The 25,349-nt window shown below is 63.7% G+C and carries 22 protein-coding genes; 10 read left to right on the top strand and 12 right to left on the bottom strand.

Annotation, left to right across the window (positions count from 1 at the left end):
• Positions 1–17 precede the first annotated feature (17 nt).
• Both HV765_RS28990 and HV765_RS28985 read right to left on the bottom strand, forming a co-directional pair.
• A complete protein-coding gene (locus tag HV765_RS28990; protein WP_054420649.1) occupies positions 18–3,977 on the bottom strand; it encodes a DUF3683 domain-containing protein in 3,960 nt (1,319 codons plus the stop codon).
• Between the two features lie 132 nt (positions 3,978–4,109).
• Positions 4,110–4,730, bottom strand: a complete 621-nt coding sequence (locus HV765_RS28985) for a YqaA family protein (protein ID WP_054420650.1) — start codon at positions 4,728–4,730, stop codon at positions 4,110–4,112.
• 158 nt (positions 4,731–4,888) lie between these two features.
• Here HV765_RS28985 and ilvA point away from each other — a divergent pair, with 158 nt between their 5' ends.
• A complete protein-coding gene (ilvA, locus tag HV765_RS28980) occupies positions 4,889–6,397 on the top strand; it encodes a threonine ammonia-lyase, biosynthetic (RefSeq protein ID WP_054420651.1) in 1,509 nt (502 codons plus the stop codon).
• 190 nt (positions 6,398–6,587) lie between these two features.
• On the opposite strand, the gene HV765_RS28975 is transcribed toward ilvA, so the two are convergent.
• Together HV765_RS28975 and HV765_RS28970 are read right to left on the bottom strand one after the other, a co-directional pair.
• Entirely contained in the window at positions 6,588–7,700 is a 1,113-nt protein-coding gene (locus HV765_RS28975) for a porin (protein WP_054420652.1), read from the bottom strand.
• 455 nt (positions 7,701–8,155) lie between these two features.
• Entirely contained in the window at positions 8,156–8,539 is a 384-nt protein-coding gene (locus HV765_RS28970; protein ID WP_054420653.1) for a DUF4148 domain-containing protein, read from the bottom strand.
• A 383-nt stretch (positions 8,540–8,922) separates the two neighbouring features.
• Between HV765_RS28970 and HV765_RS28965 the strand changes: the two genes are divergently transcribed.
• On the top strand, positions 8,923–9,813 hold the full coding sequence (locus tag HV765_RS28965) for a LysR family transcriptional regulator (protein ID WP_054420654.1): 891 nt from the start codon (positions 8,923–8,925) through the stop codon (positions 9,811–9,813).
• A 111-nt stretch (positions 9,814–9,924) separates the two neighbouring features.
• Here the strand turns inward: HV765_RS28965 and HV765_RS28960 are convergent, their stop codons facing one another.
• From HV765_RS28960 to purT, 8 genes are all read right to left on the bottom strand, one after another.
• Positions 9,925–10,476 (bottom strand): adenine phosphoribosyltransferase, encoded by a 552-nt coding sequence (locus tag HV765_RS28960; RefSeq protein WP_054420655.1) that lies wholly within the window; start codon positions 10,474–10,476, stop codon positions 9,925–9,927.
• A 54-nt stretch (positions 10,477–10,530) separates the two neighbouring features.
• A complete protein-coding gene (gene cydC, locus HV765_RS28955; protein WP_175171732.1) occupies positions 10,531–12,228 on the bottom strand; it encodes a thiol reductant ABC exporter subunit CydC in 1,698 nt (565 codons plus the stop codon).
• Positions 12,225–13,892, bottom strand: a complete 1,668-nt coding sequence (gene cydD / locus HV765_RS28950; protein ID WP_254600764.1) for a thiol reductant ABC exporter subunit CydD — start codon at positions 13,890–13,892, stop codon at positions 12,225–12,227. The genes cydC and cydD overlap by 4 nt, the downstream gene beginning before the upstream one ends.
• Positions 13,893–13,969: 77 nt before the next feature.
• Entirely contained in the window at positions 13,970–14,095 is a 126-nt protein-coding gene (cydX, locus tag HV765_RS28945) for a cytochrome bd-I oxidase subunit CydX (protein ID WP_006216286.1), read from the bottom strand.
• Between the two features lie 14 nt (positions 14,096–14,109).
• A complete protein-coding gene (gene cydB / locus HV765_RS28940; RefSeq protein WP_054420658.1) occupies positions 14,110–15,264 on the bottom strand; it encodes a cytochrome d ubiquinol oxidase subunit II in 1,155 nt (384 codons plus the stop codon).
• Positions 15,265–15,278: 14 nt separating this feature from the next.
• Complete coding sequence (locus tag HV765_RS28935) at positions 15,279–16,850, bottom strand: cytochrome ubiquinol oxidase subunit I (protein ID WP_054420659.1); 1,572 nt, start codon at positions 16,848–16,850, stop codon at positions 15,279–15,281.
• 127 nt (positions 16,851–16,977) lie between these two features.
• On the bottom strand, positions 16,978–17,523 hold the full coding sequence (locus HV765_RS28930; protein ID WP_054420660.1) for a GbsR/MarR family transcriptional regulator: 546 nt from the start codon (positions 17,521–17,523) through the stop codon (positions 16,978–16,980).
• A 395-nt stretch (positions 17,524–17,918) separates the two neighbouring features.
• Positions 17,919–19,136, bottom strand: coding sequence for a formate-dependent phosphoribosylglycinamide formyltransferase (gene purT / locus HV765_RS28925; RefSeq protein ID WP_054420661.1), 1,218 nt, complete (start codon positions 19,134–19,136; stop codon positions 17,919–17,921).
• A gap of 104 nt (positions 19,137–19,240) precedes the next feature.
• Here purT and HV765_RS28920 point away from each other — a divergent pair, with 104 nt between their 5' ends.
• From HV765_RS28920 to hprK, 8 genes are all read left to right on the top strand, one after another.
• A complete protein-coding gene (locus HV765_RS28920) occupies positions 19,241–20,230 on the top strand; it encodes a KpsF/GutQ family sugar-phosphate isomerase (protein ID WP_054420662.1) in 990 nt (329 codons plus the stop codon).
• On the top strand, positions 20,227–20,835 hold the full coding sequence (locus HV765_RS28915; protein ID WP_420840191.1) for a KdsC family phosphatase: 609 nt from the start codon (positions 20,227–20,229) through the stop codon (positions 20,833–20,835). Before HV765_RS28920 ends, HV765_RS28915 begins: the two co-directional genes overlap by 4 nt.
• Positions 20,836–20,872: 37 nt before the next feature.
• Positions 20,873–21,505, top strand: coding sequence for an LPS export ABC transporter periplasmic protein LptC (gene lptC / locus HV765_RS28910; protein WP_054420664.1), 633 nt, complete (start codon positions 20,873–20,875; stop codon positions 21,503–21,505).
• Positions 21,502–22,149, top strand: a complete 648-nt coding sequence (lptA, locus tag HV765_RS28905; RefSeq protein WP_054420665.1) for a lipopolysaccharide transport periplasmic protein LptA — start codon at positions 21,502–21,504, stop codon at positions 22,147–22,149. The genes lptC and lptA overlap by 4 nt, the downstream gene beginning before the upstream one ends.
• Before the next feature lie 33 nt (positions 22,150–22,182).
• Positions 22,183–22,977: an LPS export ABC transporter ATP-binding protein gene (lptB, locus tag HV765_RS28900; RefSeq protein ID WP_054420666.1), complete on the top strand. Its 795-nt coding sequence runs from the start codon at positions 22,183–22,185 to the stop codon at positions 22,975–22,977.
• 221 nt (positions 22,978–23,198) lie between these two features.
• The gene (gene hpf / locus HV765_RS28895; RefSeq protein WP_054420667.1) at positions 23,199–23,537 is read left to right on the top strand and encodes a ribosome hibernation-promoting factor, HPF/YfiA family; all 339 of its coding nucleotides are present in this window, start codon (positions 23,199–23,201) and stop codon (positions 23,535–23,537) included.
• A gap of 390 nt (positions 23,538–23,927) precedes the next feature.
• Positions 23,928–24,383 (top strand): PTS sugar transporter subunit IIA, encoded by a 456-nt coding sequence (locus tag HV765_RS28890; RefSeq protein ID WP_054420668.1) that lies wholly within the window; start codon positions 23,928–23,930, stop codon positions 24,381–24,383.
• Between the two features lie 18 nt (positions 24,384–24,401).
• Positions 24,402–25,328, top strand: a complete 927-nt coding sequence (gene hprK / locus HV765_RS28885) for an HPr(Ser) kinase/phosphatase (protein ID WP_006216298.1) — start codon at positions 24,402–24,404, stop codon at positions 25,326–25,328.
• The last annotated feature ends 21 nt before the right edge of the window (positions 25,329–25,349 follow it).

Here is a 25,349-nt window from a genome sequence, read left to right as displayed (position 1 = left end):
CCGACGCGCGCGCAGCCTTACACCAGCACGCGTTCGATGCCGCCCGCGTTGGCGCGTTTCACGTAGTCTTCCATCCAGCCTTCGCCCAAGATGTGGCGAGCCATTTCGACGACGATATAGTCCGCTTCCATCTTCGTATCGCCTTCATAGCGCGACAGCCCTTGCAAGCACGACGGGCACGACGTCAGCACCTTGACGTCGCCTGTGAAGCCGTCGCTGCGCAAGTCGGCGTCGCCCTTCAACAGCTCTTCCTGCTTGCGGAAACGCACCTGCGTGGAGATGTCCGGACGGCTGACCGCCAACGTGCCCGACTCACCGCAGCAGCGGTCGCTCTTGATGGCCTCGTCGCCCACCAGGGCGCGCACGGTCTTCATCGGCTCTTGCAGCTTCATCGGCGTGTGGCAGGGGTCGTGGTACATGTAGCGCACGCCCTTGGCGCCTTCCAGCTTGATGCCCTTTTCCAGCAGGTATTCGTGGATGTCGATCAGGCGGCAACCCGGGAAGATCTTGTCGAACTCATAGCCTGACAGCTGGTCATAGCACGTGCCGCAGCTGACCACCACCGTCTTGATGTCCAGGTAGTTCAGCGTGTTGGCGACCCGGTGGAACAGTACCCGGTTGTCGGTAATGATCTGCTCGGCCTTGTCCGTCATGCCGTTGCCGCGCTGGGGATAGCCGCAGCACAAGTAGCCCGGCGGCAGCACCGTCTGCACGCCCGCATGCCACAGCATGGCCTGGGTCGCCAGACCCACTTGCGAGAACAAACGTTCCGAACCGCAGCCCGGGAAATAGAACACGGCTTCGGTGTCGGCGGTCGTGGCCTTGGGGTCACGAATGATCGGCACGTAGTTCGCGTCTTCGATATCCAGCAGCTTGCGTGCGGCCTGCTTGGGCAGCCCGCCCGGCATCTTCTTGTTCACGAAGTGAATGATCTGCTCGCGCAGCGGCGGTTTGCCAACCGTGGCCGGCGGCTTGGCCGTCTGCTTCTTCACCAGGCCCGAGAACAGGTCATGCGCCGCGCGCTGCACCTTGTAGCCCACGCCCACCATCGCTTTACGCGTGGCGTTGATGGTGGCCGGGTCTTTCGCGTTCAGGAAGAACATGGCGCTGGCCGTGCCCGGGTTGAACGACTTGCGGCCCATGCGGCGCAACACGGCGCGCATGTTCATCGACACGTCGCCAAAATCGATATCCACGGGACAGGGGTTGTAGCACTTGTGGCAGACCGTGCAGTGGTCGGCCACGTCTTCGAATTCTTCCCAGTGCTTCAGGCTGACGCCGCGACGCGTCTGCTCTTCATACAGGAAGGCTTCGACCAGCAGCGACGTCGCCAGAATCTTGTTGCGGGGCGAATACAGCAGGTTCGCGCGCGGCACGTGGGTGGCGCACACAGGCTTGCACTTGCCACAACGCAGGCAGTCCTTGATGGATTCCGAAATGGCGCCGATGTCGCTTTGCTGCATGATGAGCGACTCGTGGCCCATCAGGTTGAAGCTGGGCGTCCAGGCATGGCGCAGGTCCGCGCCCGGCATCAGCTTGCCGGCGTTGAAGTGGCCGTTGGGGTCGACGCGGCGCTTGTAGTCCTGGAACGGCGCCAGTTCGGCTTCGGTCAGGAATTCGTACTTGGTCAGGCCGATGCCGTGCTCACCGGAAATCACGCCGTCCAGGTCGCGGGCAATCTGCATGATGCGGTCAACAGCCTGATGGGCCTCGCGCAGCATCTCGTAGTCGTCCGAGTTGACCGGGATGTTCGTGTGCACGTTGCCGTCGCCCGCGTGCATGTGCAGCGCCACGAACACGCGGCTTTTCAGCACGCGGCCGTGAATGGCGATGAGCTCGTCGACAATCTTCTTGTACGCCGCGCCCGAGAACGTGCGCTGCAAGCCCGCCAGCACTTCGGTCTTCCAGGACACACGAATGGTGCGGTCTTGCACCACGTCGAACACGCGCGCGGTGGACTGTGCGGCCAGTCGGTCGGACAGCGCGTTGTACACGTCGCCCAGCCCCAGCGCCTGCAATTCCGGCAGCGCTTGCGCCAGCGGCAGGTCCAGGTTGTCCAGCAGCCATTGCCAGCGCTGGCGCACGCCGCCCAGCAGCTCAAGCGCCTGGCGGGTGCGATCCGCCAGCACTTCGGCGCGGGTGTTCTCGATGTCGGCGTCATCGGCCTTGCCCACCGGCAGCGGCGTACAAAGGTACGCGTCCAGCGCGCCCAGCAGCTTCAACTTGTTGCTGGTCGACAGTTCGATGTTGATGCGTTCAATGTGATCCGTGTATTCGCCCATGCGGGGCAGCGGAATCACGACGTCTTCGTTGATCTTGAAGGCGTTGGTGTGGCGCGCGATCGCGGCGGTGCGCGAGCGGTCCAGCCAGAATTTCTTGCGCGCTTCGGGGCTCACGGCCACAAAGCCTTCGCCATGGCGCGTGTTGGCCAAGCGCACGACTTCGCTGGCGGCGGCGGCCACGGCGTCATCGTCGTCGCCGACGATATCGCCAATCAGCACCATCTTGGGCAGCACGCCGCGCTTGCTCTTGGTGGCGTAGCCCACCGCGCGCAGATAGCGTTCGTCCAGGTGTTCCAGGCCGGCCAGGATGGCGCCGCGGGCTTTGCCCTCGCCGTCCAGATAGCCCTTGACCTCGACAATCGACGGGATGGCGTCGCGCGCCTGCCCGAAGAATTCCATACAGACCGTGCGCGTATGGCGCGGCATGCGGTGCAGCACCCAGCGCGCCGACGTGATCAGGCCGTCGCAACCTTCTTTCTGGATGCCGGGCAGGCCCGCCAGGAACTTGTCGGTAACGTCCTTGCCCAGGCCTTCCTTGCGGAACACGCGGCCCTTGATTTCCAGCAGTTCGGTCTTCAGCAGACGCTCGCCGGGCTTGCCCTTGCCGTCGAACCACTTGAGTTCGAAGCGCGCCGTATCCACGTCATGGATCTTGCCCATGTTGTGTTCCAGGCGGCTGACTTCAAGCCAGTTGCCATCCGGGTCCACCATGCGCCACCAGGCCAGGTTGTCGAGCGCGGTGCCCCACAACACGGCCTTCTTGCCGCCCGCGTTCATGGCGATGTTGCCGCCCACGCACGACGCTTCGGCGGATGTGGGGTCCACGGCGAACACGAAGCCCGCGGCCTCGGCCGCTTCCGACACGCGCTTGGTGACGACACCGGCGCCGGCATGGATAACGGCCACGGGCTCGGTGAGCCCCGGCAAAATACAGGACTCGACCTTGCCCAGCTTGTCGAATTTTTCGGTGTTGATGACGGCCGATTTCCACGTCAGCGGAATGGCGCCGCCCGTGTAGCCGGTGCCGCCGCCACGCGGGACGATGGTCAGGCCCAGCTCAATACAGGCGGTGACCAGCGCGGCGATCTCGTCTTCCGAGTCCGGCGTCAGCACCACGAAGGGATATTCCACGCGCCAGTCAGTGGCGTCCGTCACGTGGGACACGCGCGACAGGCCATCGAACTTGATGTTGTCGCGGGCGGTGATGCGGCCCAGCACCTTCTGCGCCTGCTTGCGCATCATGGTCGTCTGGTCGAACTCCCCTTCGAACGCGGCAATGGCGGAGCGTGCGCGGGCCAGCAGGCCGACGACCTTTTCGTCGCGATGCGGATCATGGCCCTCTTCCGTGGGCGAACCCGGTTCGCGGCGGCGGTCGATCTCGCCCAGGCGATGGTGCAAAGCGTCGATGAGCTGCTTGCGGCGCTTGGGGTTGTCGAGCAGGTCGTCCTGCAGGTACGGGTTGCGGCGCACCACCCAGATATCACCCAGCACTTCGTACAGCATCCGCGCGGAGCGGCCCGTACGGCGTTCGCCGCGCAAATCGGTGAGCAGGCTCCAGGCGTCATCGCCCAACAGCCGGCCGACAATTTCGCGGTCGGAAAACGACGTGTAGTTGTAGGGGATTTCGCGCAATCGCGCGGGAGCGGCGGGCGGCATCGCCCCGTTCAAAATGTGGCTAGCGAGTGGGGCGTTCATGGCGGCAAGAGGGGCCCATAAAAAATTATTTTATGCCATTGGCCGGACTTGACCCCTAATACCCTTAGGAAGCCGGCCAAAAGCGGCGGGAAACCGGCATGAACCGTCCCCGTTTTAAGTTCGAAGTCAGCGCTAGATTTGCCCGGGAAAGGCCCAAAGGAGGCCGGCGGTCATCACCAGGTAGCGCAGGAATTTGCCGATGGCCATATAGAGCACGCAAGGCCAGAACGACAGGCGCAGCCAGCCGGCCACGGCGCACAGCGGGTCGCCCACGGCGGGCAACCAGGACAGCAGCAAAGCCGGCGGGCCCATGCGGTGCAGCCAGTCGTGGGCGCGTTCGTTCCAGCGGCCGCGCATGCGGCCGCCTTCCGTCGCATTCGGATGGGGGTGGGGGTGACTCTCCCCGCCGGGCCGCCCCAAGGGGAGAGCGCCCCCTTGGGGGGCAGCAAGCCCGCCTGGCGGGTGCGGCGTGGGGGCCTTTCCTTCTTTCCAGCGCTGAAAGGCCTTTTCGGCGCCCAGGCCCATCCAGTAGCTGATTGCGCCACCGATCGTGTTCCCGGCCGTCGCCACCAGCACAGCCGGCCAGAACATATCGGGCGACAGCTTGATGTAGCCGAACACCGCGGGTTCTGAGCCCAGCGGCAGCAAAGTGGCGGATACGAGCGACACCGTAAAGATGGCCGACAAGCCCACCGAGGGCAGCGCCAGCATCCCCAGGAGCCAGTGAACAGCGGATAAGAGGCTTTCTTCCATGATGAGCGAGTGTAGCCGCGCGAAAGAGAATGACGGTCAGGAATTGATCCGGCCGTTCGCGTCCATGCCGCGTCATCGCGGGCATAAACCTGTCAGGCGTTGCGGCTTTCCCTGCAATAATCGTGCCCACGTCCTCACTCTTGCTCTCTGCGCGGTCCATGTCCACTGATTATCTGAAACGCATCCTGACCTCGAAGGTTTACGACGTCGCGGTTGAATCGCCGCTGGAAGCGGCGCCCCAGCTATCCGCGCGCATCGGGAACACGGTCCTGCTCAAGCGCGAAGATACGCAGGCGGTGTTCAGCTTCAAGCTGCGCGGGGCGTACAACAAGATGGCCAACCTGCCGCAAGCCGCGCTGAACCGCGGCGTGATCGCGGCATCCGCCGGCAACCACGCGCAAGGCGTGGCGCTGGCGGCCAGCCGCTTGGGCTGCCGCGCCGTGATCGTCATGCCCACGACCAGCCCACAGGTGAAGGTTGACGCCGTGCGCCGGCTGGGCGGCGAAGTGGTGCTGGCGGGCGAGAGCTTCACCGACGCCTTTGCGCACGCGCAAGTGCTGGAAAAGAAAGAGAAGCTGACCTTCGTCCACCCGTTCGATGACCCCGACGTGATCGCCGGTCAAGGCACCGTGGGCATGGAGATCTTGCGCCAGCACCCGGGCCCCATCGACGCCATCTTCGTGGCGATTGGCGGCGGCGGCCTGATCTCGGGCGTGGCCGTCTATATCAAGCAATTGCGCCCCGATATCAAGATCATTGGCGTGCAGACCGAAGATTCCGACGCCATGCTGCGCAGCGTGCGCGCGGGCCGCCGCGTGCAGTTGAATGATGTCGGGCTGTTTTCAGACGGCACCGCCGTCAAGATGGTGGGCGCGGAAACCTTCAAGCTCACGCGCCAGTACGTCGATGACTTCGTTGTCGTCAACACCGATTCCATCTGCGCCGCCATCAAAGATGTGTTCCAGGACACGCGCAGCGTGCTGGAGCCCGCGGGCGCCATGGCGGTGGCCGGCGCCAAGCAATACGCGGCCGAACACCATCTGAAAGGCAAGACGCTGGTTGCGATTGCCTGCGGCGCCAACATGAATTTTGACCGCCTGCGCTTCGTGGCCGAACGCGCCGAGGTCGGCGAAATGCGCGAAGCCGTCTTCGCCGTCACCATGCCCGAGCAACGCGGCAGCTTCCGCCGCTTCTGCGAATTGGTCGGGGAACGCAGCGTGACGGAATTCAACTACCGCATTTCGGACGCGGACCGCGCGCATGTGTTCGTCGGCATCCAGGTATCGTCCGCCGCCGAACCCGACAAGATCGCCGCGAATTTCCGGCGTCATGGCTTTGACACGCTGGACCTGACTCACGATGAAATGGCCAAGACGCACTTGCGCCACATGGTCGGCGGGCATTCGGCGCTGGCGCGAAATGAACTGCTGTACCGCTTTGAATTCCCCGAGCGTCCGGGCGCGCTGATGCGCTTTTTGAATGCGATGAATCCGGACTGGAACATCAGCCTGTTTCATTACCGCAACCAGGGCGCGGACTATGGGCGCATCCTGATCGGCATCCAGGTGCCGCCGGCGGACAAGAAGCAGTTCCGCACGTTTGTGGCCGAGCTGGGTTATCCGCATTGGAACGAGACCGAGAACCCGGCCTACAAGCTGTTTCTGTAGTTCTTTTCCATTAGCGCCGCCCACCGCGCAGGCGCCGCCCCAATGCGAGAGGGCCTCCTTGCGGAGGCCCTTCCCTTCTAACTATCAGCGGCGCCTGCCTGGACCCAAGTAGGGGGGGGGTTCGCTGTCACTCGGCGGCTTACGGAGATAAACCGCGCATTCAGCAAGGTCCAGTCAGGCGCGCCGTCGCTTAGAACCGGTGACGCACACCCACGGCAACCGCGGTGTCGCGGGCGTCGTGCTGGAACGCGTAGTTGTCGCCATAGGAGGCGTACGCGTACAGGTTGGTGCGCTTGGTGAAGTCGTAGGTGTAGCCCAGGCTGTACACGTTGAACGTGGCGTCGTCGCCCGTCAGCTTGTCGTTGCCCGGGGTGGCGCGCTGCCACGAACCGAAGATGGCGTGGCGGCCCAGCGGCACGGTCGCGCCGATCATGTACGAGTTGGCGCGAAAGCCATCAGCCAGCTTGAACGAACCCAGGTTGTTCATGCCTTCCGGCGTCGTGCCCATGTTCTGGCCAACGAACCAGCCGTCACGCGTCTGGCCGAAAGCGGCCGCCAGCTTCACGACTTCAAAGTCGTACGAACCACCGATGATGTATTCCTGGATGCGCGCCGAATCCTTGCCGCCGACACGATTGTTCGTCGGGTCGAAGCGGTCGTAAGCGGCGGCCAGGTTCAGCGGGCCGTTGACGTATTGCACGCCGGCGGTCAGCACGCGGTTGTTGTTGCCGGTGGCAAAGCCCGTCTGCGTCGTGTCGCTGACGGTGTCATCCGCGCTGAACGAATAGCCCACGCCCACCTTGAAGCCGCCCAGGCTCGGGGTTTGATACAGCACCATGTTGTCCAGGCGCATCGTGTTGGCGCTACCGAACGTCGTACCCATGTTGGCGGTGTTGTAGCTGATCGAGAACGGGTCGATCGAACCGAAGTACTTCGACGCCAGGTTCGTCTGACGGCCGAATTCCAGACGGCCCCAGGAATCGCTATCCAGGCCCACAGTGGCTTGACGGCCGAACAGACGGCCGTTCTGGGCCGACTTGCCGTTCATGGGGCCGAAGCCGCCTTCCAAGGTGAACACGGCACGCAGGCCGTCGCCCAGATCTTCCGTGCCACGCAGACCAAAGCGCGAGCCGCTGCTCACGCCCTGAACGCCGCCCACGCGGCTTTGCGACACGCCGTTGAACTTCACTTGCTCGTAGCCGACACCGGCGTCGATCAAGCCGTACAGCGTCACGGAGTCGGCGGCTTGCGCGGCGCCGGCAAAGCCTGCCAGCAACGCGACGGCCAATAGCGTCTTCTTCATATAAGTCCCCAAAATGGCGAGATGAAAGGCATCCGCCAAAGCGCCGTCCTGTTGACGGCGCCTTGGCGTGCCGCTGCGAACAAGCAAGCGGCGTCTGCACTAAATCTAGTGTCCGGCGCGCGGCGATCCGAAGTAACACGGATTTCGACGAACTACTTTCCATGGTTGGGATAATGACGAACTGCTGACACGCGCACCGGTCTGAAAACCAATGGGAATGCGCCGTTAACGCGTTGAAAACAAATATGAATCTTTGCTCGCAATTGGGCGCCAAGCCTGCGAAAGCATGATCGCCACCCCCCCTTTCACCGACAGAACTTGTTGCCCGGCGCGAACAGTGATGCAGCAAAAACGCCACACTGCTCACCACGCCGCACAATGCGCCGGCAATAAAAAACCCCTCGGCGTCTCAAGGGGTTTCTCGTGACCTCGGGTCAGGGCGTGCGCCCCGGCACTTACTTGCCCTTGGGCGGATAGTCCAGTTCACCGAAGGTGTATTCGCCGCGAGCCTTGGCTTCAGCCAATTCCTGGCGGACTTGTTCGCGGGTCTTGCCGGCGGATTGCGACACGGCGGCGCGGGGCGGGTAATCCAGTTCAGCAGTGGTGACCTGGCCAGCGGCCTTGGCGCTTTGCAGCTCTTGCTGAACCTGGTCGCGCGTCAGGCCGGTTTGTTGCACGGTGGCGGGCGGGTAGTCCAGTTCACCAAACGTGACCTGGCCGGCGGCCTTGGCGGCTTGCAGTTCTTGTTGGACCTGTTCACGCGTCTTGCCATCGGCGTGAGCGGCGGACATACCCACTAGGGTTGCGGTGACCATGAGTGCGGTTGCTAGGGCTTTCATTGTGATGACTCCATCCTAAACCTTGCACAGCGTCTTCTGCCAGGCTGGCAGGTGCGATGTGACTGTTTGATTGCTGGGACGAAGTATCTGGGGAATCGCGCCTAGTAAAAACCCTTATTTTGGTGAACATATTTGCAAGGATGGGACAATTGCACGTTGTATCCGGTGCAATCTGCGCGTTTATTGCGCAATCCCCTCGCAGACGCAGGCAGCACAAGCCTTGCCAGCGTTCAGCTGCCCGCCAGTTGAGTAACGGAACGTGAGCTCACCATTCGCGCAACGCGTTATCCCCGGCAAGGAAATAGACATTTCTGCTGGCGGGACAATAAATCCATTTATCATACAAACCTGCCAGAAATGGAATTTTGAGTCTCGAGGGCCCCATGGATATCCAGCTTAACGACATCGCGCTCTTTGTCGAAGTCGCCAAGCGCAAGAACTTCAGCCACGCTGCGGAAGCCTTGAATATTCCAACATCCACGCTCTCGCGCCGCGTCAGTGAATTGGAACGTAGCGTTGGCATGCGGCTCTTGAACCGCAGCACGCGCAAGATCGACCTGACCGAAGCCGGCGCCATCTATTTCGAACGTTGCCGGCACATTGTGGAAGAAGCGCGCATTGCGCACGACCAGTTGCTGGACATGGCGGTGCAGCCCAAAGGCCGCCTGCGCATTTCGCTGCCCACCAGTCTGGCGCAGCTGTTTCTGCCCGCCGTCATCAGCGAATTCCGCGAACAGCATCCCGATATCGAATGCGATTTCGATCTGAGCATGCGTCCGATCGACCCCATCAGCAACCCGTTCGACCTGATTCTGCGCTTCGGCCAGCAGCCGGATTCCAGCCTGATCTCGCGCAAGATCGTGCTGATGGCGCATCAGTTGTACGCGTCACCCGATTATCTGGCGCGCCATGGCGAACCGCGCGTGCCTGCCGACCTGACGCATCACGAATGCCTGCGCCCCACGATGCGTGAGGAGTCCTCGTTCTGGATGCTGCATTCGGGCGATAAGGTGGAACGCGTGCAGGTGTCGGGGCGCCTGTCAGCGAACAACGTGGGCATGCTGGGCCGGCTGGCGAGCCAGGGGCTTGGCATCACGCCCTTGCTGGTGTTCGATGCGATGGAACGCGCCATCGAGCAATCGGGCCTGGTGCGCGTGCTGCCGGACTGGAGCTTGACGCCCCTGCCCCTCTTTGCCCTGCTGCCCTCGCGCATGCTGCCCGCAAAAACCAAGGCTTTCCTGGACTTCATTCAGCCCAGGTTGTCGGATTCTTGAACAGCGAAGCGCGAGGCGGGTCGGAACTTACGGCCCGCCCGACCGCGTGACTTAAGGCGTGAATTAAGGCGCGACCTAACGTGTGTACGACGGCGTGAACAACGGCGTGAATTACGGCGTGCCCGCGTCGTACTGACAGACCGTGTAGAGCGGCGTGCCCGTCTCGGCCACCTTGGCCGACCCGCCCAGATCGGGCAGATCGATAATCGCCGCGGCCTCGACCACATTGGCGCCCAGGCGTTGCAGCAGCTTGATGGCGGCCAGCATGGTGCCGCCGGTTGCGATCAGGTCATCTACCAGCAGTACGCGTTGACCGGTGCGCACGGAATCCGTGTGCATCTCGACCGCGGCATTGCCGTATTCCAGCGAATATTCCTCGGCCACCGTGCGAAACGGCAGCTTGCCCTTCTTGCGCACGGGCACGAACCCAAGGTTGAGCTCATAGGCCAACACGCTGCCCACGATGAAGCCGCGCGCATCCACGCCCGCCACCAAATCCAGGCGCTGGCGCATATAGCGGTAGACGAAGAGATCGATCAGCACCCGGAAGGCACGCGGGTCCTGCAATACCGGCGTGATATCGCGGAAGATGACGCCGGGTTGGGGCCAGTCCGGAACGCTTCGGATGGTGCGCCGGATGTACTCGGCGTTGTCGGTCTGCATGGAAGGCGGCCCTGAAGAATTGAAGCAAGGCGAACTATAACCTTGCCACCGCGCTTAAGCCAGGATTGCCGCCTGCTGTGACAAGTCATGTAATTGTCCGTTGCGCAGTTCCAGGCAACGGTGGACGGCGCCCGGGGGCAAATCGGCGTGCGTGGCCAAGATGACGCTGCGTCCCCGCACCGCGCCTTCCAGGTCGTTGAAGAAGTCGGCTTGGGCTGCAGCATCCAGCCCGGCGGTGGGCTCATCCAGCACGATGACCGCCGCAGGCGACAACAATGCCCGCGCCAGACACAAGCGCCGCGCCTGCCCTGCCGACAATTGCGAGCCGGTTTCTCCCGCCCAGGTGTCCAGCCCGTCTGGCAAACCGCGCACAAAATCCCCCAGCCGGGCGGCGTCCAGCGCGCGCCACAAGGTGGCGTCGTCGGCATCGGGGTCGCCGATCAGCAGATTCGTGCGCAAGGTGCCCAGGAATACCGGCGCCTCTTGCGATAGCAACGCGATGCGCCGGTGCCAATCGGCTTGCGCCGCGTCGCGCGCATCGCAACCGCCGAATCGCACTTGCCCGGCTAGCGGGTCTTCCAGGCGCAGGATCAGGTGCAGCAGCGTGGACTTGCCCGCGCCGCTGGCGCCGACAATCGCGATGCGCTCGCCGGGTTCCACGCGCAAGCCGATGCCATCCAATACCGCCGCAGCCAGTTCCGCCCCACGCGCCGGGTAGCGAAAACTGACATCGTTCAGTTCCAGTGCGCCATGGAGCGGCAAGGCGAGCGGCGCGGCGGGGTCTTGCATGTCGGGTTGGCTTTGCGTCACATCGCGGATACGCGCCGCCGCCGACATCGCCGAGCCCATGCGGGACGCCCCGCGCATGATTGGGCCCGCGACTTCAAAAATACCGATGACTGCCAGCAACAGGCCCACCAGCACCGGCCCTTCAATGCCGCCCGCTTCGTGCGTGGCCAGCCCGAACCACAGCAGCGCCAATACCGAAATGCCCGCTGCGGCTTGCAGAAACCACTGCCCGCGCGCCGCTACGCGCGCCTGGGTACGGCGCGCTTGCGCACTGGCTTCGCACAGGCGTTCAAAATGCGCGGCGGTCTGCGCCTGCGCGTGCAGCGCCACCATGTCCGCATGGCCGTCCACCGCATCCAACGCGGCCGCACGCAAGCCGGCAGCACTTTCCTGCGCGGCCACACCCGGCTTGCGCGCTGCGCGCAGCAACCACCACGGCACCAGCACGCAGGCGGTCATGAGCGCCAGCGCAAACGCCAGTGCGGCGGCCGGCACCCACATGCCCAGCACTGCGGTGAGCACGGCGCCACCCAGGATGGCCGTGGCCAACGGCGCCAGCACAAATAGAAAGACGGTATCCAGCGCATCGACGTCGCCCGTCATGCGCGCCACCAGATCGCCGCTGCGATAGCGCGCCAACTGGCGCGGCGTCAGCCGGATCAAGGCGCCGAACACGGTGGCGCGCAAATCGGCCAGCAGGCGCAAGGTGGCGGAATGCCCCACCACCCGGTCGGCGTAACGCGACACGATGCGCAGGAAAGACAAACCGCGCACCAGCGCCGACGGCGCAAACAGGTTGAACATGCCGCCTGCGCCCGCCAGCGCAGCACCCGTCAAAAACCAGCCAGAGACGCCCAGCAAGCCCACGCCCGCCGCAACGGTGGCCAGCGCACAGAACAATGCGAGTAAAAGCCCGCCTTTTCGACGCGCATATAACGGCAATAGCAACAGCAGATTCTTCATGCGTCTTCCACGTTTCCGTCCGCCACCCGCAGCACCCGGCCAAAGCGGGCCGCCACGGCGGGCGAGTGCGTTGCCAGCAGCAAGGTGCGCCCGGCTGCGAACGCAAGAATCTCATCCAGCACGCGCGACTGCGTGGCGTCGTCCAGATGCGCGGTGGGTTCGTCCAGCAGGATCAGCCCGGGGTCGCGCAGGAACAAACGGGCCAGCGCCACGCGCTGCGCCTGCCCGCCCGACAGGCCGTGGCCTCGGCTACCCAACGGCGTGTTCAGCCCTTCCGGCAACGCTTGTGCAAACTCCAGCACGCAGGCGCGGCGGGCAGCTTCGAGCACATCGCTATCGGCGGCGTCCGGGCACCCCAGGCGGATGTTGTCGGCGATGGAACCGGCCAGCAATTGCGGCTTCTGTCCGATCAGCGCCACGCGGCCGCGCAGGTCGGCTTCATCCCAATCGGCCAGCGGTATGCCATCGATGCGGATATCACCCTGGCTGGGGCGCAGCCGCGCAATGGCTTCGATCAGGGTGGATTTGCCGATGCCGCTGGGCCCCATCAACGCCGCATGTTCACCGGGCGCAAGGGTCAGCGCGGCGTCTGACAGCACCGCCAGCCCCCGGCCGGGCGCCGTTACCGTCAGCCCGGTAAGCGCCAACGCGGCGCCCGATGATGCCGATGCCGCCGCGCGGCCGATGCGCGTTTGCGCCACGGCTTCGTCTTGCGGCAGGCCATCGAACAACACGGCGATTTGCGTTACGGCGGCAAGTGCCGTGGCGCGGTCGTGATAATGCGCGGCGAACTGGCGCAGCGGCGCATAGACCTCCGGCGCCATCAGCAGGCAGAACAAGCCCGCCTGCAACGTCAGCGGCGACCAGCGCACATCCAGAAAGCCCAGATACGTCAGACCGATGTAAACGGCCACGCCCGCCACGCCAAGAGCGGCAAAAAATTCCAGCACGGCCGACGACAGAAATGCAATGCGCAACACCGACATCGTGCGCTGGCGCAGGGCATCGCTGGCGGCCACAACCGACGCCGCTTCGGCGTCCGCGCGGCCATACAGTTTCAGCGTAGACAAGCCGCGCAACCGGTCGGCGAAGAAGCCAGACAAGCGGGCAAACGCGCGCAGATGGCGGCGGCTGGCGCCTTGCGCGCCCCACCCTACCAAGGCCATGAACAAGGGAATGAGCGGCGCGGTGATCAGCAGCACCAGGCCGGCGACCACATCCACCGGCAACAGCAAGACCGAAAACGCCACCGGCAACATCGCGGCCGCCGCCATGGCGGGCAGGTACTTGGCGAAGAAACCATCCAGCGCCTCGACCTGGTCCACCACCGCGCTGGCCAATTCGCCGGACGCCTTGCCACGGCTCCAGTACGGCCCCTTGGCAACCATCCGCGAAAACAGCGCTTGGCGCACATGGCGCTTAATGCGTTCGGCGGCATCCGCGCCCGCACGTTCGCCGGCCCATGTAATACAGGCACGCACCAGCATCAGCGCGGCAATGCCCAGAATGGGGGCCAGCAATTCCTGGCGCGGCACATCGCGCATGATGGCCGCGTCCAGCACGCTGGCCAACAGCCAGGCCTGCACCACCAGCAAGGCGCCGCTTACGAGCGGTGCGGCGCCTGCCAACATCAACGGAAGCCTGGCCGCCTTGGCAAGCGCCATCAACCACCGCGACTGCTCGCGCGGCGGTTTCTGCAAACTGGCCGAAGGGTCGTGCTCGAGGCTGCTAGCGCCGCCGCTCACTCGTCGTCGCGGCTGGCGCGCGGGTCATGCGAATGACCTTCGCGCAGCTCGAACCACATTGCATTGAGAATGGCGAACGCGCACGCCAAACCCAGACCGAGTATCCACGAGAAATACCACATGGTGGAGGCTCCTTTTAGTATGAGTTGGGCGTGTCGCCCACAGATTCATGGGTGACCTTGCCGCGCATCACGCGATACACCCAGGCGGTGTAGAGCGTGACGATGGGCAGGAATACGGCCACGGCGATCACCATGATCCACAGCGTCAGATGGCTGGACGAGCCGTCCCAGATGGTCAGGCCGGCCTGCGGCTTGGTCGAGGACGGCATGATGAACGGGAAGAGCGAAAAGCCCACCGTCAGGATCACACCGGCGATCGACACCGCAGACGCCAGGAACGCCAGCACGTTGGCGCGTACGGTCAGCAGCAGCACCACCAACAAGGCCCCCGCCACACCCAGCACGGGCGCGATCCACATCAACGGCCACTTGGCATAGTTGGCCATCCACGCGCCGGTCTGTACGGAAACGGTCTTCAGCATCGGATCGGATGGACCCGCCATGTTGACCGCGCTGGTGATGGTGTGGCCACCGATGCCGCCTGCCACCCAGAAGCCGCCGGCCGCAAACAGCGCCGCCGTCAGCAAGGCGGCGAGCCGGCCCCAGTTGCGAGCCCGCGAAGCAATCGGATCTTCCGTGCGCCACGCCAGCAGCACCGCGCCGTGCATGGCCAGCATCACCACGCTGAGCACGCCGGCCAGCAAGGCGAAGGGCGCAAACAGCTGATAGAAGTGGCCTTCGTAGATGGGCCGCAGCGTCACGGCGTCGAACGTGAACGGCACGCCCAGGACGATGTTGCCCATCGCCACGCCAAACACCAGGGAAGCCACCACGCCCGAGAAGCACAGCACGCCGTCCCAGCTGTTACGCCAGCGCGTGCCTTCCATCTTGCTGCGGTACTTGAAGCCCACGGGACGCAGGATCAGCGCGATCAGCACCAGCATCATCGCCAGGTAGAACCCCGAGAACGACGCGGCATACAACAGCGGCCAGGCGGCAAAGATGGCGCCTCCCGCCGTGATCAGCCAGACCTGGTTGCCTTCCCACACGGGGCCGACCACGTTGATCACCACGCGGCGTTCGGCGTCCGTCTTGGCCACCACGGGCAGCAGCGCCGCCACGCCCAGGTCAAAGCCGTCCATGACGGCGAAGCCGATCAGCAAGGCGCCCAGCAGCACCCACCAGATCACGCGCAAGGTGCCATAGTCAAAAGGAATAAGGGTATCCATCTGCTTCTCTCCCCTTAGGCGCGCACGGCGGCGCGCACAGGATCGGCGGCGGCGCCCGCCACCGGCCCATCGGATTTCGGACCCGCCTTGATCGCGTGCAGCATGACCTTCACGCCGATGATCAGCAGAACCGTGTACAGCACCAGGAAGATGGCAAGACTGATGGCCAGGTCGGCGATCGTCAGGCCGGATGCGGCGTAATACGTCGGCAGCACGCCTTCAATCACCCAGGGCTGGCGGCCGTATTCGGCCACGAACCAGCCGCTTTCAATGGCGACCCACGGCAGCGGCAAGCTCCACAGCGCCACCTTGAGCAGGCCACGGCGGCTGTCCAGACGGCCGCGCGACGCCAGCCAGAAGGCCACGCCGAAGAACAGGATCAGGTACATGCCCACCGCCACCATGATGCGGAACGCCCAGAACAGCGGCGCCACGTTGGGCACGGTGTCAATCGCGGCCTGCTTGATGTCGGCCTCGGTGACCTTGGTCATGTCTTCCTGATACCGCTTGACCAGCAAGGCGTAGCCCAGGTCCGGCCAGGTCTTGTCGAAGACCATGCGCGCATCCACATCCTTGGGATTGGCGCGGATCTTCTGCAAGGCGTCGTACGCCACCATGCCATCGCGGATGCGGTTTTCGGCGCGCAGGATCAGGTCATCGATACCCAGCAGCGGCGTGGTCAACGAACGCGTGCCGATGATGCCCATGACGTAGGGAATCTCGATGGCGAAGTCGTTCTTGCGTTCGGCCTGGTTGGGAATCGCGATCAGGTTGAAGGACGCGGGCGCGGGTTCCGTGTGCCACATGGATTCCATGGCCGCGATCTTCATCTTCTGATGTTCGGTGGTCAGGTAGCCGCTTTCATCGCCCAGCACCACGACGGACAACGCGCCCGCCAAGCCGAAGCTTGCGGCCACCGCCATCGAACGCTTGGCCAGATCGGTGTGCCGGCCCTTCAGCAGATACCAGGCGCTGATCGACATCACGAACATCGCGCCCGCCACATAACCGGCGCTGACCGTGTGCACGAACTTGGCTTGCGCGACAGGGTTGAAGATCACCGCGGCAAAATCGGTCATCTCCATGCGCATGGTGTCGGGGTTGAAGATGGCGCCCACCGGGTTCTGCATCCAGCCGTTGGCGATCAGAATCCACAGCGCCGAGAAGTTCGTGCCGAACGCCACCAGCCAGGTCACGATCAGGTGACTGACCTTCGACATGCGGTTCCAGCCGAAGAAGAACAGGCCGACGAAGGTGGCTTCCAGGAAGAAGGCCATCAGCCCTTCAAGCGCGAGCGGGGCGCCGAAGATGTCGCCTACATAGTGGCTGTAGTAGGACCAGTTCATCCCGAACTGGAATTCCATCACCACGCCGGTGGCGACGCCGAGTGCAAAGTTGATGCCGAAGAGCGTGCCCCAGAACATGGTCATCCGCTTCCAGATGGGGCGGCCGGTCATGACGTACACGCTTTCCATAATGGCCAGGATGAACGACAGGCCAAGCGTGAGGGGGACAAACAGGAAGTGGTAAAGCGCGGTCGCGGCAAACTGGAATCGCGACAGATTTACGACGTCGAGATCAATCATTGGGGCGCTCCCAAGCTGTTGAGGTGCCGCGGCAACCGGCATGGTTCCCAGGCCGTCTCTCGCGCCATGTTACGAGCGTTGGATACAACTTCATAGAGGTTTCCTGAAAAATCGAGGCGGATGGGACTCAGCCCTTGCCCCGCAATTTGCCGGCGAAGCCCAGTACTTTTTGCACTTTCGAACCCATTTTCATCAGGGTTTGAAGGGTCTCTGGCGGCAGGCGTTGAACCTCATCGAACCATCCCGTGGACAGTTCGATGAGCTCCAGCATTTCGGTCATGCGCTGCTGGGCGTAGGCGTCTTCAGGACCTGACGGCCCTTCAAGAAGCGTGTCGCGCAGCAGGGTGAGCGTGGGTTCGATTTCGCGCTTGCGCTTTTCTTCCATCAGGATGCGGAAGATTTCCCAGACGTCTTTGGGCGTCTCGAAATAGTCGCGGCGGTCGCCCACTTGGTGGATCAGCTTGACCAGGCGCCACGATTGCAGCTCTTTCAACCCCAGGCTGACGTTCGAACGGGAAAAGCCGAGGGTTTCGGCGATGTCGTCAGCGTTCAGGGGTTCAGGGTGAAGAAACAGCAGGGCGTAGATTTGCCCGACGGTGCGGTTGACCCCCCAGCGGCTGCCCATTTCGCCAAAGTGCAGGACGAAACGTTCGTTTTGAGGGGTGAGTTCCATGAGTGTTCAGCGCCAGGGTCAAGAGTGCGGTTTGGCTGTTAGATACCGTTACACCGCTTTCAGTAATTCCTGAAATTATCGAACAAACTGTGCGAAAGCGCAAACCACATCGCCGGCAGGGGTATTGCCGCAAGCCTTGGCGGGCGAATGGGAATGCGTCAACGTAGCCTGAGAATGTGACAGGCCATGGAAAATGGGGACGATCAGGCGGGCGGGGCATGTAAACAGCCACCGGCCGTGAGGCGGGTGGCTGTGAGGGGCCGGTGGCTATGCAGGGCCGGTGGCTATGCAGGGCCGACGGCTGTGAGGGCCCGGGGGCTATGGGGGGCCGGTGGCTATGCAGGGCCAGGGGCTAATGCGGGGTCCACAAACGGGGCAGCGATTGCCCCGGGGAATCAGCCCGCCTTGACGGACACGGCGGCGGACACGCGCTTGGCCTTGGCGCGGGCGGCGGCGACGTCGTCGGCCACGGCCAGGCCCACGCCCATGCGGCGCTTGACGAAGGACTCAGGCTTGCCGAACAGGCGGATGTCAGTGCCGGACTCGGTCAGGGCCTCGGCGACGTTGTGGAACGACACGGCGGCGGCATCCACCCCGCCGTAGATGACGCTGCTGGCCCCCGGCTGGCGCAGGCTGGTGTCCACCGGCAAGCCCAACAGCGCGCGGGCGTGCAGCTCGAACTCGTTCTGGGCCTGGGTGATCATGGTGACCATGCCGGTGTCGTGGGGACGCGGGCTGACTTCCGAAAACCACACTTGGTCGCCCGCCACAAAGAGTTCCACGCCGAAGATGCCCAGCCCGCCCAGGTCGGACGTGACGGCCAGCGCGATTTCCCGTGCGCGTTCAAGCGCGGCGGGCGACATCGGGTGCGGCTGCCAGCTTTCGACGTAATCGCCGTCGACCTGCTTGTGGCCAATGGGCTCGCAGTACCGGGTTTCGACCTTGCCGTCGGCGCCACGGGCGCGCACGGTCAGCAAGGTAATTTCGTAGTCAAAGCGGATAAAGCCTTCAACAATGGCGCGGCCGCCGCCCACCCGGCCGCCTTCCTGGGCATAGCGCCAGGAGGCCGCAACGTCGTCGGCGCTCTTGATGACCGATTGGCCCTTGCCCGACGAGGACATGACGGGCTTGATGACGCAGGGGTAGCCGATGCCGCCGTCGATGGCGGCGCGCAATTCTTCTTCGGTGTCGACAAAGCGGTACGGGGACGTCGGCAGGCCAAGCGTCTCGGCGGCCAGGCGGCGGATGCCCTCGCGGTTCATGGTCAGTTGGGCTGCGCGGGCGGTCGGCGTCACGCGCGCCACGCCGGCGGCTTCCAGCTCTACCAGCAAACTGGTGGCAATGGCTTCGATTTCGGGGACAATAACGTGCGGCCGCTCTTGCTCGATGATCTTCTTCAGGGCGTCCGCGTCGGTCATGGAGACCACATGCGCCCGGTGCGCCACCTGATGGCCCGGGGCGTCGGCATACCGATCCACGGCAATGACTTCCACGCCCAGCCTTTGCAGGGCAATGATGACCTCTTTGCCCAATTCGCCCGATCCGAGCAACATGACTCGGGTGGCCAAGGGGGACAAGGGCGTGCCAAGGACGGGGCTGGAAATGCTGGACATGGAGCGGGCCTGGAGTGAAGGATTGAAAGCCGTTGAAATGAGCCGCCAGAATGCCATACCCCCCTGCCGGGGGCAAACGCGCCCACTGATATTAAAATCTCTGAATGACTGATCATCCCTCTACATCGTCCGATACCGCGCTGGCATCTGCTCGCCGCACGCTGCAAATCGAAAGCCAGGGCCTGTTGGACCTGTCCGCACGACTGGACGACTCCTTTACCCAAGTGGTCGCGCTGTTGCTCGCGTGCCGTGGCCGCGTGGTGGTCACGGGCATCGGCAAGACCGGCCATATTGCCCGCAAGATCGCGGCGACGTTCGCCTCGACCGGCACGCCCGCCTTTTTCGTGCACGCCGCCGAAGCCGTGCATGGCGACCTGGGCATGATCACGCAGGACGACGTGGTGATCGCCGTGTCGTACTCGGGCGCGGGGCAAGAGCTGCTGACCATCCTGCCCGTAGCCCGCCGCATGGGCGCCAAGCTGGTGGCGATCACCGGCAACCCGCAATCCGAACTGGCCCTGCTGGCCGACGTGCACCTGGACGGCAGCGTGGCGCAGGAAGCCTGCCCGCTGAATCTGGCGCCCACAGCCAGCACCACCGCGGCGCTGGCCCTGGGCGACGCCCTGGCCGTGGCCTGCCTGGAAGCGCGCGGCTTCGGCCCGCAGGACTTCGCCCGGTCGCATCCGGGTGGCGCGCTCGGCCGCCGCCTGCTGACGCACGTGCGCGACGTCATGCGCCAGGGCAACGCCTTGCCGATCGTGCTGGCCGGCACCCCCGTGTCGCAAGCGCTGGAAGTCATGTCCGCCAAGGGCATGGGCATGACGGTGGTGACCGACGCGCAGCACCGCCCGCTGGGCATCTTCACCGACGGCGACTTGCGCCGTCTGATCGCCCGGCACGGCGATATCCGCAGTCTGACCGTGGAGGCGGGCATGACCCGTTCGCCACGCAGCATCAACCCCGACGCGCTGGCCGTCGAGGCCGCCCAACAGATGGACGAGCTGCGGCTCAACCAGATGCTGGTGCTGGACTCCGACGGCGCGCTGCTGGGCGCCTTGCATATGCATGATCTGATGGCCGCTAAAGTGGTATGACTATGACTCTTCCTGCTTCCGTGACTCACCCGGCCGAAGCGCTGGTGCTTGCCCGTATTCCCGCCACCGTGTGCGACCGCGCCGCGACGGTTCGCTTGATGGTGTTCGATGTCGACGGCGTGCTGACCGACGGCAGCCTGTACTACGGCGAAAACGGCGAACTGCAAAAGCGCTTCAACGCCCTGGACGGCCACGGCCTGCGCCTGCTGATGGAAGGCGGGCTGACGGTGGCGCTGATGACAGGCCGATCCGGCCCCATCGTGGCGCGCCGCGCCGCCGAACTGGGCATTGCGGAAGTCATGCAGGGTGTGCGCGACAAGGGTGCGGCGCTGGCCGAACTTGCGCAGCGCTCGGGTGTCCAACTGAACCAAACCGGCTATATGGGCGATGACATCATCGACCTGCCGGCCATGCAGCGCGCGGGCTTTGCCGCCAGCGTGCCAAACGCGCCGGGCTATGTCAGCCAGGCTGCGCACTGGGTTTCCACGCAACCGGGCGGCAGCGGCGCGGTGCGCGAATGCTGCGATCTGCTGCTGGCTTCGCAGGGACGCCTGGGCGCGTTCCTGGCGGCGCCGGGCCTGCTCGGCCCTGGCGCCATCCAATGACCGCTCTGACCCCCCAACCGCCCTTGTGGCGAACCCGATGAAAGAACGTTTTCCTTCCCTGATCGCGCTGTTCCTGCTGCTGGTGCTGGTCACCAGCTCGTGGTGGGCGGCCGATTACGCGCAGCGCGCCATCCAGGTGGACCCGCCCCGCCGCATCACGCATGAAATGGACGCCTGGTCGCGCAACTTCGTGATGTTGCGCACCGACCCCACCGGACGCCCCATCAACCGGCTGGAAGGCGATTACGCGGAACATTTCCCGGACGATGACTCGTATCACATCACCGCGCCGCGCGCGGTGGGCCAACGCGAAGCCAACCCGATCACGGTAGGTGTTTCGAAGACTGCGGTGATGGAGCAAGGCGGCAAGCGCATCGTCATGAACGGCGACGCCCACGTGCACCGCCAGCCCGACGCCAACAATGACGTGCTGGACGTGCGCAGCCAGCAACTGATCATCCTGCCCGACGACGATGTGGTCTTTACCGACCTGCCCGCCGAGGTGATCAAGGGCCGTTCGCGGATGAACGGCAAGGGCATGCACTACAACAACAAAACACGCCAATTGCAGGTGTCGGCGTCGACGGATGTTGAAATTGCCGGTTCCGAAGGCAAGCAACAACGCCGGACCGAGATACCCGCCAACAACTCTGACCAGAAGAAACCATGACCGACCTTCGGACTCTCCTTGCCCCGACGACTCGCCTGCTTGGCGCCGTTCTGCTGACGGCTTCGGTGTTTGCGCCGGCGCACGCGCAGGACGCGGCTGCGAAGCCCGCCGCCGGCTCCAGCAAGGCGGCCCCCGCTGAAGAGCCCAGCACGCTGATCCTGTCGGACACGCTGCACTACGACGACGTGAAGAAACAAAGCGTGTTCACTGGCAACGTGAACATGACGCGCGGCTTGATGACGCTGACGTCCGACACGCTGGAAATGCACGAAGACGCGCAAGGCGGCCAGTACGGCACCGCCACCGCCAACAAGGGCAAAGTCGTGACGATCCGCCAGGAACGCCCCGACACGTTCGAGCTCATCGAAGGCAAGGGCCTGCGCGCCGAATACGACGGCACGAAAAGCACGTTCGACCTGATCGGCCAGGCCGTTGTCATCCGTTACGTCTGTGGCAAACCGTTCGACACGATTCGCGGCGAACGGGTACGCTACAACGAAAAAACCGGCACCTACGAAGCTCAGGGCGGCCCCAACTCCGCTGCGGCGGGTGGCCGGGTGCGCTCGGTGGCCGAACCGCGCGCCAAGTCGGATGCCGCCGTGGCTGAATGCCGCAAGCAGCAAGCCGCAAAGAAAGGGCGCTAAAGCGCCCCCCATGCAACACCATACGCACCCACGATGAATCAACCTTCTGTGCCGACACCCGTGACCTCCTCCCCCTCGGGGGTCAAGCAGGGCAGCCTGCGCGCAACCGGTTTGCGCAAGACCTATAACGGCCGGACCGTGGTGCAGGATGTGTCCCTGTCCGTGGTCAGCGGCGAAGTCGTCGGCCTGTTGGGCCCCAACGGCGCCGGCAAGACCACCAGCTTCTACATGATCGTGGGCCTGGTGCCGGCAGACGCCGGCCGCATCGAGATCGACGGTTCCGTCATCACCGCGATGCCGATTCACAAGCGCGCGCGCATGGGCCTGTCGTACCTGCCGCAGGACGCGTCCGTGTTCCGCCGGCTGACGGTCGAACAGAACATCCGCGCCGTGCTCGAATTGCAGCTGGGTCCTGATGGCCGGCCGCTGTCCACGCCGAAGATCAACGAGCAAATGGAATCGCTGCTGGAAGAGCTTCAGATTGGCCACATCCGCAGCAACGCCGCTATTTCGCTGTCGGGCGGTGAACGCCGCCGCGTGGAAATCGCGCGGGCGTTGGCCACCAGCCCGCGCTTCATTCTGTTGGATGAACCGTTTGCCGGCGTGGACCCTATCGCCGTGATTGAAATCCAGCGCATCGTGCGGTTCCTGAAGGGCCGCGGCATCGGCGTGCTGATCACCGACCACAACGTGCGCGAAACGCTGGGCATCTGCGACCGCGCCTACATCATCAGCGAAGGCAAGGTGCTGACTGATGGCCACCCCGACGAAATCGTGGGCGATCCGGCCGTTCGCCGCGTCTATCTGGGCGAGCACTTCCGCATGTAACAGGCCCTGGGGAAGACCCCTAGGCCCCTCTCGGGCCAAGGCGAATACTCCCTAGGGCTTGCGCCATAAAAATGCCATGTTCTTGCGCTAGGTCAGCTTGTTTTATCGGCCCGAGTCTATACACTAGTACTAAACGCACCCACCCAATCAAGGAGAACGCCTAAAGACATCACCGCGCATTTTGCGCAACCATTTTTTCTCTTTTAGAAGGAGAGCACACTATGAACCTGAGCATCTGCGGTCGTCACCTCGACGTCACCCCGGCAATACGGGAATATGTCATGAACAAATTGGCGCGAGTGCTGCGGCATTTCGATCACGTCATCGATACCCAGGTCATGCTCTCAGTAGAGCCCCTGCGGCATAGAGCCGAAATCACCATGCGTCTAAGCGGTAAGGACATTCATTGTGAAGCAACCGATGAAAACCTCTATGCAGCCATAGACCTTCTTGCTGACAAAGTCGACCGTCAGGTCATCAAGCACAAGGACAAGGTACGTAGTCACTCAGCGGAGTCCGTGAAGCGGCAAGCGGCGATTCTTTCGCCACCCCAGCAGTAACCGCGCTTCATGATCACTCGCCCTGAGCGATTGAGTTAAACAGCGATTGAAAAATCCTGCCTAAGTCCCGGTGTCCCGCTAGACGTCAGTCCAGCCGGGGCATCGGCAAGACTCCCCTCCTGCACTACCCGTCCTGTATTACCCCATCCCCCAGCTGTGTCCCTCCATTCCCGGTCTTGCCGGCGAATTCGCGTTGCGTCCTCGTTTTCCCACTTATGCGCTGATTCCGGCCAAATCCCGCGTTTTGAGGGGTATCTGCGCACCGGAATGCCCACAATCCATCGTGATCAGTCTATGCTGTCGCTCTTGCCATGCCGTCGGCCGCCTACGCAATGGGCGCCGCACGAGGCCAATTTATTGCACTGCGTCATATAACCATATAATGATCCGATGAATCATTTGTCGCGCATCCTACCCGCCGGCAACGTCGTGCTCGATATGCTCGCAACGAGCAAGAAACGGGCGTTCGAACAAGCTGGCCTTCTTTTTGAAAACAACCATGGCTTGGCACGAGCGCTCGTGTTCGACAGCCTGTTTGCCCGGGAACGTCTTGGCTCCACTGCTCTTGGGCAGGGCGTGGCCGTTCCTCACGGCCGAGTAAAGGGACTTGAGCAGGCGCTGGCGGCGTTCATCCGCCTGGCGCAGCCCATTTCCTTTGACGCGCCCGATGGGCAACCCGTGTCGATGCTGCTCTGTCTGCTGGTGCCGGAAACGGCCACGCAGCAGCACTTGGACATCCTGGCCGAACTCGCGCAGCTCATGTCGAACAAGGCATTGCGTGAAGCCCTGGCCACGGAGGCCGATCCGGCCATCGTCCACAAGATGCTCACGACCGGCCAACTCTGACCACGCGGAAACGCTGCCATGCTCACGGTGCAGGAACTCGTCGACGACAACGCCGACAAAATCCCCTTTAACTGGATTTCGGGCCAAGGCGCGGCAGACCGCGCCATTCCCGATGACGGCATGGCGGCCGCTGACCTGGTCGGCCACTTGAACCTGATCCACCCCTCGCGCATCCAGGTGTTCGGGCAGGAAGAGCTGGCGTATTACACGCGCTTCGACCTGCGCCGCCGCATGCACCACATGGACGAGCTGCTGATTGGCGGCGTACCCGCCATTTTGCTGGCCGACGGCCTGACGCCCCCGCAAGATCTGGTGGATCAATGCGATCAGCATCAGGTGCCGCTGTTGTCCACCCCCGTGGCTGCGGCGCAGCTGATTGATCTGCTTCGCATCTATCTGGGCAAGAAGCTCGCACCCACCACCACCGTGCACGGCGTGTTTCTGGACGTGCTGGGTTTGGGCGTGCTGATCACCGGTGAATCGGGCCTGGGCAAAAGCGAACTGGCACTCGAACTGATTTCGCGCGGACACGGTCTGGTGGCCGATGACGCCGTGGAATTCTCACGCACCGCGCCCAACATGATCGAAGGCCACTGCCCCCAACTGCTGCAGAATCTGCTGGAAGTGCGTGGCCTGGGTTTGCTCGACATCCGCACCATCTTCGGCGAAACCTCGGTGCGCCGGAAGATGCGCTTGAAGCTCATCGTGCATCTGGTGCGCGCCACCGCGCAGGACAAGTTCGAACGCCTGCCGCTGCAAGACATCACGCAAGACATGCTGGGCCTGCCCGTGCGCAAGGTGATGCTGCAAGTGGCCGCTGGCCGCAACTTGGCGGTGCTGGTGGAAGCCGCCGTGCGCAACACGATACTGAAGTTGCGCGGCATCGATACGCTGGGCGAGTTCATGGAACGCCAGGCCATGGCGATCCTGCAAAGCAGCAAATGAACGCGCGTCGCTTTGCGGCAC

Origin of the sequence: Achromobacter kerstersii (genome assembly GCF_902859595.1) — a bacterium.
Classification (GTDB): domain Bacteria; phylum Pseudomonadota; class Gammaproteobacteria; order Burkholderiales; family Burkholderiaceae_B; genus Achromobacter; species Achromobacter kerstersii.
This window is presented reverse-complemented; position numbering and strand designations above follow the sequence as displayed.